This window comes from Paenibacillus lentus (genome assembly GCF_042714055.1).
In the GTDB taxonomy this organism is placed as follows: domain Bacteria; phylum Bacillota; class Bacilli; order Paenibacillales; family Paenibacillaceae; genus Fontibacillus; species Fontibacillus lentus_A.
In genome coordinates this window covers 467,369-479,833 of record NZ_JBHGVC010000002.1, presented here as the reverse complement: position 1 = coordinate 479,833, position 12,465 = coordinate 467,369, and the positions used below count along the sequence as shown (strand labels likewise).

Annotated in this window: 17 protein-coding genes; 7 read left to right on the top strand and 10 right to left on the bottom strand. The window is 35.4% G+C overall.

Annotation, left to right across the window (positions count from 1 at the left end; all coding sequences use genetic code 11):
• Positions 1-37 precede the first annotated feature (37 nt).
• The 5 genes from ACE3MQ_RS05890 to ACE3MQ_RS05870 all read left to right on the top strand — a co-directional run bounded on the left by ACE3MQ_RS05890 (position 38) and on the right by ACE3MQ_RS05870 (position 3,238).
• Positions 38-379: a winged helix-turn-helix transcriptional regulator gene (locus ACE3MQ_RS05890; RefSeq protein WP_379391572.1), complete on the top strand. Its 342-nt coding sequence runs from the start codon at positions 38-40 to the stop codon at positions 377-379.
• A gap of 637 nt (positions 380-1,016) precedes the next feature.
• Positions 1,017-1,253: a helix-turn-helix transcriptional regulator gene (locus ACE3MQ_RS05885; protein WP_379391570.1), complete on the top strand. Its 237-nt coding sequence runs from the start codon at positions 1,017-1,019 to the stop codon at positions 1,251-1,253.
• Entirely contained in the window at positions 1,243-1,572 is a 330-nt protein-coding gene (locus ACE3MQ_RS05880) for a hypothetical protein (protein ID WP_379391568.1), read from the top strand. Before ACE3MQ_RS05885 ends, ACE3MQ_RS05880 begins: the two co-directional genes overlap by 11 nt.
• Positions 1,573-1,584: 12 nt before the next feature.
• The gene (locus tag ACE3MQ_RS05875; protein WP_379391566.1) at positions 1,585-2,502 is read left to right on the top strand and encodes an ABC transporter ATP-binding protein; all 918 of its coding nucleotides are present in this window, start codon (positions 1,585-1,587) and stop codon (positions 2,500-2,502) included.
• Complete coding sequence (locus ACE3MQ_RS05870; protein ID WP_379391564.1) at positions 2,495-3,238, top strand: ABC transporter permease; 744 nt, start codon at positions 2,495-2,497, stop codon at positions 3,236-3,238. The genes ACE3MQ_RS05875 and ACE3MQ_RS05870 overlap by 8 nt, the downstream gene beginning before the upstream one ends.
• A gap of 176 nt (positions 3,239-3,414) precedes the next feature.
• On the opposite strand, the gene ACE3MQ_RS05865 is transcribed toward ACE3MQ_RS05870, so the two are convergent.
• The 5 genes from ACE3MQ_RS05865 to ACE3MQ_RS05845 all read right to left on the bottom strand — a co-directional run bounded on the left by ACE3MQ_RS05865 (position 3,415) and on the right by ACE3MQ_RS05845 (position 9,048).
• Positions 3,415-4,452: a sensor histidine kinase gene (locus ACE3MQ_RS05865; protein ID WP_379391562.1), complete on the bottom strand. Its 1,038-nt coding sequence runs from the start codon at positions 4,450-4,452 to the stop codon at positions 3,415-3,417.
• Complete coding sequence (locus ACE3MQ_RS05860) at positions 4,449-5,126, bottom strand: response regulator transcription factor (protein ID WP_379391560.1); 678 nt, start codon at positions 5,124-5,126, stop codon at positions 4,449-4,451. The genes ACE3MQ_RS05865 and ACE3MQ_RS05860 overlap by 4 nt, the downstream gene beginning before the upstream one ends.
• 36 nt (positions 5,127-5,162) lie before the next feature.
• Complete coding sequence (locus ACE3MQ_RS05855) at positions 5,163-7,328, bottom strand: ABC transporter permease (RefSeq protein WP_379391558.1); 2,166 nt, start codon at positions 7,326-7,328, stop codon at positions 5,163-5,165.
• Positions 7,318-8,097 carry an ABC transporter ATP-binding protein gene (locus ACE3MQ_RS05850; RefSeq protein ID WP_379391556.1) on the bottom strand — a complete coding sequence of 260 codons (780 nt, stop codon included), beginning with the start codon at positions 8,095-8,097 and terminating at the stop codon, positions 7,318-7,320. Before ACE3MQ_RS05850 ends, ACE3MQ_RS05855 begins: the two co-directional genes overlap by 11 nt.
• A 456-nt stretch (positions 8,098-8,553) precedes the next feature.
• Entirely contained in the window at positions 8,554-9,048 is a 495-nt protein-coding gene (locus ACE3MQ_RS05845; RefSeq protein ID WP_379391554.1) for a DinB family protein, read from the bottom strand.
• A 416-nt stretch (positions 9,049-9,464) separates the two neighbouring features.
• Between ACE3MQ_RS05845 and ACE3MQ_RS05840 the strand changes: the two genes are divergently transcribed.
• Complete coding sequence (locus ACE3MQ_RS05840; protein ID WP_379391552.1) at positions 9,465-9,941, top strand: DUF2975 domain-containing protein; 477 nt, start codon at positions 9,465-9,467, stop codon at positions 9,939-9,941.
• Positions 9,942-9,951: 10 nt separating this feature from the next.
• Entirely contained in the window at positions 9,952-10,173 is a 222-nt protein-coding gene (locus ACE3MQ_RS05835; protein WP_379391550.1) for a helix-turn-helix domain-containing protein, read from the top strand.
• A 127-nt stretch (positions 10,174-10,300) separates the two neighbouring features.
• Here the strand turns inward: ACE3MQ_RS05835 and ACE3MQ_RS05830 are convergent, their stop codons facing one another.
• The 5 genes from ACE3MQ_RS05830 to ACE3MQ_RS05810 all read right to left on the bottom strand — a co-directional run bounded on the left by ACE3MQ_RS05830 (position 10,301) and on the right by ACE3MQ_RS05810 (position 12,392).
• Positions 10,301-10,753, bottom strand: coding sequence for a hypothetical protein (locus ACE3MQ_RS05830; protein WP_379391548.1), 453 nt, complete (start codon positions 10,751-10,753; stop codon positions 10,301-10,303).
• A 191-nt stretch (positions 10,754-10,944) separates the two neighbouring features.
• On the bottom strand, positions 10,945-11,238 hold the full coding sequence (locus tag ACE3MQ_RS05825; RefSeq protein WP_379391547.1) for a hypothetical protein: 294 nt from the start codon (positions 11,236-11,238) through the stop codon (positions 10,945-10,947).
• Positions 11,211-11,447, bottom strand: coding sequence for a hypothetical protein (locus ACE3MQ_RS05820; protein WP_379391545.1), 237 nt, complete (start codon positions 11,445-11,447; stop codon positions 11,211-11,213). Before ACE3MQ_RS05820 ends, ACE3MQ_RS05825 begins: the two co-directional genes overlap by 28 nt.
• 149 nt (positions 11,448-11,596) lie before the next feature.
• Positions 11,597-12,133 (bottom strand): hypothetical protein, encoded by a 537-nt coding sequence (locus ACE3MQ_RS05815; RefSeq protein ID WP_379391543.1) that lies wholly within the window; start codon positions 12,131-12,133, stop codon positions 11,597-11,599.
• Positions 12,134-12,173: 40 nt separating this feature from the next.
• Positions 12,174-12,392 (bottom strand): hypothetical protein, encoded by a 219-nt coding sequence (locus ACE3MQ_RS05810; protein ID WP_379391541.1) that lies wholly within the window; start codon positions 12,390-12,392, stop codon positions 12,174-12,176.
• Positions 12,393-12,465: the final 73 nt, after the last annotated feature.

Sequence of the window (12,465 nt, the reverse complement as noted above, 5' to 3'; positions counted from 1 at the left end):
TTTATGGATAGGTACTACCAGAAAGGATAGTGTAATTATGAGTATGGCCGAATACAAAGGTAAGGTTAAAAATATTCAAGATACACCTTTTGGTTATACCTTGTCAGTTATTGGAGGTAAGTGGAAATTGGTTATTATTTACCTTTTAGCAGAAAACCAACCGATTCGTTTTAATGACCTGAAAAGACAGATAGGAGCTATTACTTACAAAATATTAAGTTCACAACTCAAAGAATTGGAAGCCGATGGTATGGTGAAACGGAAAGAGTATCCTCAAATTCCCCCAAAAGTTGAGTATAGTCTTACAGATAAAGCGAAAACACTATTACCCGTGTTGGAAGAGTTATGTGAGTGGGGAGTAAAGAACCAAAATAATTAAATTCAGTTTTCTTATAAATTTAATTTTTTCGATTTGAAAAATAAATGAGGGGTGACTACTCATAAAATCCGCACATCTCAAGAAGGATATTGCACGATGATCAACCGGTCAACTGCTAATATCTGTTCATTTTAAAATATCGGCAGCAACTCCCATCGAAGAATAGGAAAAAACACGAATAATCACACCATTTTCATAGCGAACTGGCATATTCTAATTCGACGTATTTTGATAGCGCGACTCCGTCATCGCACTCGGAAGATTCACCCACAGTTGCCGAGAACAGTTTCTCCAGCGACAGGATCCTCAGATAAGTAATTCCTATCTGTTCCCATATTTACTGATCTAACTGAACTCCCTTATTCGACTGTAGTACTTACCCGATCGGCCAGCTTTAACATGTGGGTGCCGGGCAAAAGCGTCAGTTTTTTCAGTTTGCCCTTCCAGTACTTCTATGGCTTCCAGTTCTTGGCTTACTTCTCTTCGCGCTTCCACCACAGAAATCTGGCTTCAATTTACTGATACAATTCAGACACCTCCATATGCAAAAAGTATTTTTCTATTATATAATTTGTATAACTTTACTTTACTTTTTTATAACTATACTTTATACTGCTCGTGAAAGGGGGGGCACTCTTTGAAAAAAAATACCGATACCATCGTCAATAAAGTTTACGAGTACAGGGTTCTTAGAAAAATGACTCAGAGTGAATTGGCAGAAGTTGTTGGCGTATCAAAACAAACCATATTTGTCATGGAGAAAAATAACTATGTTCCATCTTTGCTGTTGGCTTATCGGATAGCGAATTTTTTTGGGGTAAGTATTGAAGAAATTTTCACATACACAGAAGGAGGAAATAAAGATGCTCAATAATTTGGATAAGTGGTTGGATGTTACGGAGAATTTAAATTTGTTTGTGGGGATTATTAGTTTCGTTGGACTGCTTAGTATGGTTGTATACACCCTTTTTTTGACTAAGATAGGCAAGAAAGATGAATATAGTTTGCAGATTCGACTAAATGTGACCAATAAAATGTTCATAACTCTCATGATTTTATTCATAGCTTTTGCCCTAATTGTCCCAAATGGATTGGTTTACTACAAACAATTAATTTATGCGTTTTTCTCCATTACAGTGCTGGTTGGCGCTATTTCATCCGCATACTACTACTTTAGAGACTTCAAAGATTAAGGAGGCAAGATCATGAAGCCTGTCATTGAAACCGAAAATTTGTCAAAAAGATATGGGAACATAATCGCCCTGAATAAAGTAAATCTTCAAATAAAGGAAGGAGATATTTACGGGTTAATAGGCAGGAACGGTGCGGGGAAATCTTCGCTGCTTCGCGTATTATGCGGTCAATCCACTCAATATTCCGGTAATGTTAAGCTCTTTGGAAAAAACATCAAACAGGATTTCGAAGAACGTAAAAAAATTGGAACTTTAATTGAATACCCTGCATTCTATCCCGAATTAACCGGAAGACAAAATCTGGAGTATTATAGAATTCAAAAAGGCATTTCTCAAAAATCTCGTATACAACGTGTGCTTCATGATCTGGATCTGATTCAATTGGCGGACAGGAAGTTCAAACAGTATTCATTGGGGAACAAGCAACGGTTGGGAATCGCCCTTGCTTTATTAAACGAGCCAAAAGTTCTGATTTTAGATGAGCCGACGAATGGATTAGATCCTTTTGGGATCAAGGAAATACGCAATTTTTTGTTGGGAATCAACAAGACATATAACACTACGATATTAATTTCGAGCCACATTTTATCTGAACTTGAGCAGCTCATCACTAAGGTAGGGTTTATCGACAAAGGCAATGTCATAGAGGAACTGAGCATTGAAGATTTAAGAAAAAAATGCAGCCGATCGATCCACATAAAAGTATCCAGGCCGGATAAGATATACCCGCTTTTGAAAGAACAATTGTTACAATGCCAGGTTACTCGTTCAGACCATTCCAATATTAAAATTTCTGGCGATTATATCGATATCTCGGAACTCTCGACCATTGTCTCTACTGCCAATGAAAAAATATTAACTGTCAATGAGTGTGCAGATACGCTGGAAGACTACTTCATCAATTTGATTGGGGGCGCTGATCATGAATAAATACCTAAGAAGCGAACTGTATAGGATCCGTTCCAAAAAACTTGTTTACTTTTTGCCTTTTTTACTCGCAGCAATTCCGCTTTTGGGCATCCTCTTAGTCTGGTCAGTCGGGCTCTCGAATCCTTCTTTCGAATATAACAGTACGGGATTTTTGTACAGATTCTGCAGACTTTCGTTCAATAATCTTGTGCTTGTCCTTCCCTTTATCACAATTTATCTGTTTGCGAATGAATATTCCAACGGGACATTCAAAAATACGGTCGTATCAGGCATTAATAGAAGAACGATCTACATTTCAAAGTTAATTGTCATATTTGCGTTATTACTATTATTTGTCCTTCTTGACTTGATCATGATTGTGTCGGCAATCGAACTGCTCTTGGAACCCAAAGATCAATTTGAACGAACCTTATTTTTTAAGGATTTTCTTCAATCGATCCCTCTGTTTATTGCTTCATTTTCAGTCTCCGTGATGTTTTGCTTTACAGAAGAAAAAGTGTTCTCCAATTTAATAAAATATTTTCTAATCATATATTTAATACCTGTTTTTTTAGGTAGTTTTGAAAATATTATTTCTGGAATTAAGCCTTTTCTCAATGTTTTTCCTATTATTCGAATGGCGAGCAATTTACCCTTTAATGCAGAGACTATTTTGTTTAACTGGTTACTAGCGGTTCTCTATTTCTGTATTGCTTTCATGATCGGTGACTCCAACTTTCGTAAAAAAGAAATATAGCCGATAAACGCAGGAAAACATAGTTTGGTGATGGATCTGGATCAAGTCAGGGTGGCGGCTCTTTCCTCCGCCCTAATTTGGCTCTCAGTCTTGAATCCCACATTTCCAGTTAGCAGGTTTTTCTTAACGGAAGAATGCGGTGTTACAGCGTCAAAAGTTAATGAGTGATTGACAGCTTATTGTTTCACATTTGGAAATATTAGCGATATAACCACCCCCGAACCAAGCTCTGATTTTGCATCCAACTGAATGGCTAAATCATAAGCCATCTTGCTCACTAAGAAGAGTCCCATACCTGTTGCTTGTCTTGTATAAGTACCCCGCCCTCCAGTAAAGCCTTTGTCAAAAATAAATGGCAAATCCTCTTCATATACACCAGGTCCGTTATCACGAATATGTAAAATGGTTTGATCGCTCACTTCATCATAAACCATTTCAAACTTCAGGATTGGATTGCCCTGATTCTGTGCAACATATTTCGTACTATTAGCGATGATTTGCTCTAATATAAAAGCTAATCCCTTGCGGTCAGATACAATTTCCATTTCTTCACCGATGAACTGTATTTGAAAACCGGATTCATCTAATAATGTTTGATGGTCTTCCATTGTCTGTTTACAAAATGCTAGTAAGTTTATAGACTCAAAAATATAATCTTTATGAGCAGCCCCAAGTCTTGCAAAATACAAAATTCGCTCTACGTCTCCAAGCATTTGATCTCTAATATGAAGCATACGTTGTCTAACAAGGGGAGACATTTCGTCACTGCGGTTATCCAATAACAATGTCATCAATGACAGAGGCTTTTTAATTTCATGAACCCATCCTTCTATATAGTTTTCATACTCGGTCAACTCAATGACTTGCTCTTGAAGTTCCGACTGATATGATCTTATGACACTTCCCATTCTTCGGATAAATGACCAATGTGTCTTAGGAGATACATGACATAATCTTTCCTCGTTCACCTCATTCGGTTCTAACAAAAAATCCTGAAAGGCTGCTTCGATTATTTTTTGCTTTCTAATGATAATGAATACAGACAAGGATATCATGGCTAGCGTAAAAACAATCATGAGTCCTACTAAAACTTTAAACGTTTCAGGATAAGCCAGCCAAGCTAAAAAACTAAATAGGAGACTTGTAGCCATCAACATAAGAAACCATTGTTTATAAGCATGAAAACAATCATAGATTTGCTTTATCCATCTCATGGCTTCAACTGCCCCCTAAGTCGATACCCTTGACCCCTTATTGTTTCAATTTGATTTTCCAAGTTTAATTGCCGCAGTGTTTTTCGCAAGCGAGTGAGATTTACTTGAAGCGCATTTTCGTCTATATATTGATCTGTTCCCCATAAAAGCTCACTTAGTGTTGACTTGGATACAATCTCAGGCCTATTTTGCACTAAAGCCAATAAAATTTTTCCTTCATTAGTTGACAATAATAACGATTGAGAGCCCTTATACAAAGTAAAGGTATTGGGGTCTAGCGAAAAACTGCCCCCATCGATTAAGCCTGGTTGTCCTTCAAATCTTCTTAGCAGGTTCCGAATGCGCGCTAATAATCGATCTCGAAGACATGGTTTTGTGAGATAATCATCTGCACCTAAATGAAGACCATGTAATTCATCTTGTAACTTATCTCTAGAAGTAAGCATCAATATGGGAGCAATCCCTTTTGATTTTAGACTTTTGCATATTTCAAATCCTGATTGTTCCGGTAAATTGATATCTAATAAGACTAAGTCTGGTGCCGAAGTCGCTATTTGAGCAACTACGTCATGGAAGTCTACAATTGCCATCACTTCATAACCAGCTTTTTGCAATATATCCATTAACTCCTCTCTCATCCATGAATCATCTTCAACAATTGTAATCCTCGCCACTTCAGCACCCCCTTCGATGTGAAATTGTATCGATCCTTAATCTATATTCGGCTTCCAACGCAATTTATCTATCTCATGATCTGCTGAACGGGCAGCGGCTGCTCCGTAAATGACCAAAACTACGATGACAATACATGCAAAGGTAAAGGCAATCGGATAAAGTAACGCTTTGTCTTCGATGTGAATAATAACAAATGAAATCATAGCCCTTATACCAACAGCTCCACTGACGCATGCAAGAGATATAGGTAATAGAAAGGTCAACAACACCTGTCTATGCATAGATTTTTTCATTTGATTACGTTTTGCCCCTAACATGGAAAGCGTTACATAGCGCCCGCCTGTCTGCTTCATCTGCGTCAAAAATTGTAAAGCTAATACCGTACAAGCAATAATCAAGAATAAGAATCCCATATATAAGATCGTATAACTTCCAGCAACAACATAGAAAAGCTTACGTCCAAAGTTTTGTAAATAGCTTTCAAACTTGAAGCCTGAAGAGTTTAATAAATCTCTAGCCTCCATCATTGGTTTCATTAAGCCTTGTTGATCTTGCAGCTTTTGTGGGATACGAAAATTCCAATATGACGCATAGGTTAGCGTATTTAATAATTGTTCAAACATATGATCAGGGACGATAAACGCTGAATGAATTTCTACGGAACGATCTGCTACTAATCCTCTCATTGGAATGGATGGGCGTATATATATTGCCTTATCATTAATGCTCATCAAACTTTGCCCTTCTTTTGCAGCCTTTTCAAGAATATGGTCTAGTACAGGCATGCTTTCTAGATTATCCATATGCAAAAGGTCTGGATTAAAGTATAAAGCAATTTCGTCTGAATGTAGGTTCAGTGGTTTTTCTCCTATCGCTTCTAAAAGTCCATTATAAGATGATTCAGGAATGAGGTAAGGTTTTGTTGCATCAATCTCTAGAACCCCAAACAGATTAAGTGCTTCAGGGTTTTCCGAACTGATACTATAACCCTGCATGTCTCCAGATAAAATTTGCTCTCTATAGTTGTTTGGCAGAGCCATAATAATTTGCTCTCTTAATTTTGACCAATCAACTAACGATAAAGGCAAGCCGTCTTCCCCATCTTCATACTGGTATTTCATACTTCCAATTTCCAAGAGATTTAAGTCTTCTACATAGGGTACCATTTTTTCTGAAGTAAGAAATTGCTCAACCTTTTGATTATCCCCATGAACAGTAAAATCATATAACGAAGAACTCCTAGTATAAATATTTTCCAAACCCATAATAGTTGAAGCACCATTTGCTATCAAAATGATAGACAACGTGATAAGAATAGATGTTACTGCAACAGAAGTAGATTTATTCGCTATGTTCTCTTGAAACTGCCTTAGAGTAAATGTGTGCAGCCCTTTAGTAGATCTACGCTCGGACAAGCTTGCCAATAATCCTAGTAATTTTCCAAATCCCCTCATAAAAAGGATCGTTCCTAAACTTCCAAGTGCCAATGCCACAAACAGGAGCAGTCCTCCAAAGTCCATAAAACGATATAAAACGATCCAATATGCCACGCCTAGTAAGATAGAACCTGCTAATATATGGAGTACGTTGCCTTTAAAATGACCCATATCTTGTTTTTTATCCATTTGCTCATTCAGTAATTGATGTACCTCTTGATTAAATAATCTTCCCCCGAGAATGACTAATGCTATGAACTGGATCAATAAAAAACCGATGATAGTAAAGAGAATCGCACTTACCGACAAGCTTATTTGATGACCGATAATTCCTTGTCCGACTAATCTGGAAACCGTCAAGCTGATGACTTCTGCTAAAAATCCGCCTATTAAAAGGCCTCCAATAAGTGCCAAAAGAGAAGTAATGAACCCCTCTGCTAAGAGCTGTAGAACAAGGCGTTCCTTACGCATTCCTAACATAAGATAAAGTCCAAACTCTTTGCTTCTCCGATTTAATTGATACCGATTCGCAAATAAAACCAAGAAAAACAATAAAAACAATGCAAATACATACACAATGGGCATTTGAGCTAAAAGTTTATCGATCGCATCACTTTCAAATTCCCTTAAGAATAAGATAACATCTTGTTTCCCCAGCGAAAGAATGATATAAAACGAGGCTACTGCTGTGACAAGGGTTGCAAAGTAAATTACATTCTCCTTACGACTTCGTTTCGCATTACGATAAATCAGCCTAGAGAACATTTGCGCTTCCTCCCCCAAGCTGAGCAAGTAACTGCAAAATTCTTTCATAAAATTTCTCTTGTGACTCATCATGTTTGCGACGCAGCTCATGAAAGATGACCCCATCTTGAATAAAAAGGATTCTTGAGCAAAAACTCGCTGCATTCGGATCGTGGCTGACCATTAAAATGGTTCTTCCATGACTTTTATTAATGCCTTCCAACTTATTCATTAATGTTCTTGCAGAACGTGTGTCCAATGCTCCTGTCGGTTCATCTGCAAGAACGATGTCTGGATCAGAAATTAAACAACGTGCAGCTGCTACCCTTTGCTTTTGTCCTCCAGACATTTGAGATGGGAATTTATGAAGGATATCTGTAATTTCTAAAAAACCTGCTAGCTCATTTAATTTAGCTCGTGCTTTTGCAAAATCCACCCCATGAATCGATAATGGCAACAATATATTTTCTTGTCCAGTTAAATTGTCCAGTAATTCAAAGTCTTGAAACAAATACCCAATTCGACTACCGCGATACTCCGCTAAATCCTTACTGTCAAAAGCACTGATGTTTTTACCATTTAAAAGTACACGCCCAGATGTGGGTTTTATTATTGTTGCAATGCAGTTTAATAATGTAGTTTTACCAGATCCGCTCGGTCCCATTATTCCTAAAAATTCTCCGGGGAGAATATCAAAACTAACACTGTTTATAGCTTTGGTTATATTGTTTTTCTTTCCGTAGATTTTTTGTAGGTCTTGAACTTCTAGTAATTTTCCATGCTTGATCACTATATAACGCTCCTTTTGCATCGAAGTATTAAACAGTTTTGCTTAAGCGACCCGAAATGATAATTGGGTTATTCATATAGTAACAAGTATAGAAATCTAAAAACACTTACAACTGATGTAAGAAAAATGAATAGTATTGACCTTTCATAATAAATTATTCCCGCTTAATTTTTGAAGTATTACTTATGTGCGATACAACACCTATAAATCAAGCTAATAATATATTTAATTTTCTTCAGTGAAAGACCCTCTTTAAATTAAAACTCTCCTTGTAAGGTCGAAAAGAAATTTCGCTCTTACAAGGAGAGTATAAAATATGATTTTCAATTGTTTTTGCGCTGATTTCCTATAACGTTCTCGCATTACGAACCAGAGAGGCCGTAAGGCTCCTTATGAAACATAGTGTTATATGATGTATCCGCCTTCTTCGATTAATTAAAGCTCACTTCAATCCATCTATATAATTTCTTCGATTTGCCTAATATGTCTTTGTTCATGCACGTACAGAGATCTAACCCAGTCAATTAATAACATCTCTTTAAAAACTGGGTGTACAAAATGTTTTCTGCTTAGCTCGGATCGGTCTTCCAAAATACTCAATGTTTCCAGTAACTTCTGTCTTGATTGATTTAACTTTTCAATGATTTCATCAAGTTCAATGATTTCATCCGTTGGCTGAACAATATCTGGGGCTACTATCTTTTTACTTCTATCAAGCAGAAAATCTAATGATTTACTATCTGTATTTGAACTTTCTTTGCTCTTTAATCCTCTCTTAATTGCTACAACATATATTTCTTCTGTCTTATATAAATGTTGACATATCTGACCTACACTCCAGCTATTAGGATCTTTCCGATGATTTATTTGATCTCTATTCATCCTATGAAGTAATCCCAATAATTCGTTTCTTGTTTCTTTTAATTTTTGATTGATTTCATGAAATTCCATGGAATTCTCCTTTCAAATTTTTTACTGATCCTTCCTATAACGTTCTTTTATTCATAACGCCCCACCACCTTAAAGTCACGAAATGACCGGCCGCAGTCTGATCTTAATTCTAATCTTTTAAATCCAAGTCTTTATCCTAGTCCTAAAATTCAAGCCCCTAAATGGAATTGTATCCCAATTGAGTGAATGTCGCCATTATTTCTTTAATTCAAACGACATGTACCGCGGCGTCGAATATCCAATCCTCTTATTGCACGATTGATTTCCTTGTAATGAGGAATGCTTTTTTATCTTTTATTAAATGAGAAATATATTTCTATAACAATAATATTATAATAATAAACAATAATATTTTATTGTAAAACAATAAAATACGTGTTAAATTCAAATGACAATAAATAAGTGAGGTGCCTTTTATGAAACGAGGCTCAACAATCTTTTTAAAAATAGCTGTTTTTCTTATTGGAACTCCAGCTCTTGCTTTATGTATATTTGGCTTACCTTGGTTAGCTAATAATCCAGTAAATCCAGATTATGCCCACATACTATATCCCATTTTAATCATTATGTATGTATCAGTGATACCGTTTTTTGTTGCGTTGTATCAGGCGTTCCGACTTCTAAGCTACATTGACAAGAACAAAGCGTTCTCTATAATTTCTATAAGAGCTTTCAAGAAAATAAAATACTGTGCAATCACAATTAGTACCTTGTATGTGGTAATGATGCCATTCGTTTATCTCGTAGCTGAGAAAGACGATGCCCCAGGTCTTATAATAATCGGAATGGTTCCTATCTTTGCTTCGATGGTAATCGCAGTCTTTTCTGCTGTTCTCCAAAGGCTTTTACAAGAAGCCATCGATATAAAATCAGAAAATGACTTAATAATTTGAGGTGAATAACATGGCCATTATAATCAATATTGATGTGATGTTGGCTAAAAGGAAAATGAGTGTTACAGAACTTTCTGAAAGGGTTGGAGTAACGATGGCTAATATTTCCATATTGAAAAACGGAAAGGCAAAAGCGATTCGGTTATCAACTTTAGAGGCAATTTGTAAGGCTTTAGATTGTCAGCCTGGAGATATTTTAGAATATAAAATTGACGAAGACACTCAAGGGTAAAATGAATTGACCGCATTTAAACCTAACGGGAAACGATAGTTCTGACAACCAAGGGCGATAGCCCTGCAGCGTGAATACGGTGTTACCTGAAGGTGCCCTGAATTACCCATAATATATCCCTACCAGGTTATCTTTTATATTTCTCTTGAACATTTGGCAATAATGTTACTATCTGTATTAATAAACCTAGTGTAATGTAGATTAAATGAATTATAGAAAACGCATCTATTATATAAACTTGAATAGTAATCCAGATGATTAATTGAAAACCTGAATACAGTGAAAATGTCCAAGACCAATGTTTATCACGGAATACATTAAGTTTCTCAGCTAATTTCCAATTCCATCTTATTAATAATCCTGACGCAATTGTGATTGGAATTACTCCCAAAGCAGTAAATAGTAATAATCCTGGTATCAAATAATTATTAAAAAATGAATTTTCCAATAATAAAAGAGGCATACCAATTAGTTCTCCGCTTGGATCTATAATTAGTGCTGCCCCACCGAACACTGCTCCAATTCCTAAAAGTAATTGAAGTACGATAAGTAAATTTGACTTCTTCTGCTTATTATTCATACAAGCAACCTGCTTTCATTTATTTATAAAAACTTCGCACTTTCAGATAACGTTCTCGCATTCACGAACCCCTCACTACTTAAGCCGAAGGGCGGGCCTTTGCATTCCTTTCCTTTCTAACGCTTTGGTATTCTCGACTTCTGAATATATCCACATCAATATATTCTTTATGTACCGGAGTACTCCTTACTCTAAGCATTCGTTATAAAACCATTGAACAACCATTGATTACCCTCTTTAATAAAATCAAAATAAATTGTGCCATGAGTATCTTTAAGGAATTGAGCAAAAACAATTTGAAAATCAGAATAGGTTTCAGTATAACCAGAACCCCAATATTCTAAGTTACTAAAATTTATCCCCTTAAGAAAATCACATCTTATTTCTTCTCCGCTATATGTGTAAATAACCTGATTTTTTTCTTGATCGATTGTTATACCCGATGCCGAAACAACTTTCAAATATGTATAGTCATTGTTCTCCATTGCTTGTAAAATCTTAAAAGATTCTCTCTAAGATCCATCATAAACGTTTCATTGGGTGGTTTTATATCTTCCTCCACTTGCTCGTTAAGATTGAAGTTTTCTTGTATCATTTGAGTATTCGGAGTTAATGCCTCTGATTCCTTAGAAGTACAACCAATTAACAGCAAAAAAATTAATATTATAAATAATGTCCATGTATTATTTTTCATAAGCGCTCCATCCTCATTAAATATATTTAATGATAACGAATTAGTTATCTTGATAAATAACTCGGGAATTTTGCCTAACGTTTAAAGATTCACAACGGACTCCGCCTGCTACTTGCTCTTGCTTAATTAGGTGGGTTTCTGTTTAACTTTCACATTTTATTTAATTTCTTATCAGTTATTTGTTTTATTACAATTAATATTAAAGCTAAAACTAGCATTGTAAATGCATTATATAAGTTAAACATATATAAAGATCTAATATAATGAAGGGGCGCAATAATACCTACACTATCCCATGTAATAAGCCCTTCTTGTGACTTTCCCAATATAGTATTTATTACATAATTTAATAGTTGTTCTTGTGGTTCTTCGGTTATCTGGTAAGCAATTGCAACCCATAAAAAGCTAATTAAAGCATATAAAAAATTTAACATTGCAAGTCCAATAAAAGCTTTGTTTAATATACGATGGTTTTTAACTATTAGAATTAGACAAATAATAAATCCTAATAGATTCAATATAATAAAGGAGATTTTTGTTAATTGAAAAGTCATACCTAAATGAGGAAGTCTTACTTCCATTCCACTATTTAATACATCAAAAAAACTTCTAAAAAAGAAAATACCTATTATAACAAGTATTAAAGAAGCCATTACATATGAAATGATTTTTAATTTCAGTTTCATTGAATTTCCCCAATCTGTTTATGTTTTTCAGGAATTTCGCCTAACGTTCTTGTTTTACGAGCCCGAGAGGCTTAAGTAAGCAAATGCGACTGGATCCGACGGACTCTATTGATTTTACAAATATTTTTTGTTCCTTATTGTTTCTATTAATTAATGTATCGCCATTCCTTAATACTGTATCTCTAAAAATCACTTCGCCACCAATCACAAAACCTCTCCCCGTTATTCTAAATATATCTTTCACTTCAATTTCAAACATTTATACACATCCTTTAATCAGTCATAAGTTTTATTGAGTGATGATCTCTATGTTTATGATTTATTTGATTTTA

Excerpts from the sequence above, each read along its gene's own strand:
- ACE3MQ_RS05835 (WP_379391550.1), top strand. The coding sequence starts at position 9,952 with ATGGCCATTATAATCAATATTGATGTGATGTTGGCTAAAAGGAAAATG.
- ACE3MQ_RS05845 (WP_379391554.1), bottom strand. The coding sequence starts at position 9,048 with ATGGAATTTCATGAAATCAATCAAAAATTAAAAGAAACAAGAAACGAA.
- ACE3MQ_RS05810 (WP_379391541.1), bottom strand. The coding sequence starts at position 12,392 with ATGTTTGAAATTGAAGTGAAAGATATATTTAGAATAACGGGGAGAGGT.
- ACE3MQ_RS05855 (WP_379391558.1), bottom strand. The coding sequence starts at position 7,328 with ATGTTCTCTAGGCTGATTTATCGTAATGCGAAACGAAGTCGTAAGGAG.
- ACE3MQ_RS05815 (WP_379391543.1), bottom strand. The coding sequence starts at position 12,133 with ATGAAACTGAAATTAAAAATCATTTCATATGTAATGGCTTCTTTAATA.
- ACE3MQ_RS05875 (WP_379391566.1), top strand. The coding sequence starts at position 1,585 with ATGAAGCCTGTCATTGAAACCGAAAATTTGTCAAAAAGATATGGGAAC.
- ACE3MQ_RS05820 (WP_379391545.1), bottom strand. The coding sequence starts at position 11,447 with ATGAAAAATAATACATGGACATTATTTATAATATTAATTTTTTTGCTG.
- ACE3MQ_RS05880 (WP_379391568.1), top strand. The coding sequence starts at position 1,243 with ATGCTCAATAATTTGGATAAGTGGTTGGATGTTACGGAGAATTTAAAT.
- ACE3MQ_RS05840 (WP_379391552.1), top strand. The coding sequence starts at position 9,465 with ATGAAACGAGGCTCAACAATCTTTTTAAAAATAGCTGTTTTTCTTATT.
- ACE3MQ_RS05830 (WP_379391548.1), bottom strand. The coding sequence starts at position 10,753 with ATGAATAATAAGCAGAAGAAGTCAAATTTACTTATCGTACTTCAATTA.
- ACE3MQ_RS05870 (WP_379391564.1), top strand. The coding sequence starts at position 2,495 with ATGAATAAATACCTAAGAAGCGAACTGTATAGGATCCGTTCCAAAAAA.
- ACE3MQ_RS05825 (WP_379391547.1), bottom strand. The coding sequence starts at position 11,238 with ATGGAGAACAATGACTATACATATTTGAAAGTTGTTTCGGCATCGGGT.
- ACE3MQ_RS05890 (WP_379391572.1), top strand. The coding sequence starts at position 38 with ATGAGTATGGCCGAATACAAAGGTAAGGTTAAAAATATTCAAGATACA.
- ACE3MQ_RS05865 (WP_379391562.1), bottom strand. The coding sequence starts at position 4,452 with ATGAGATGGATAAAGCAAATCTATGATTGTTTTCATGCTTATAAACAA.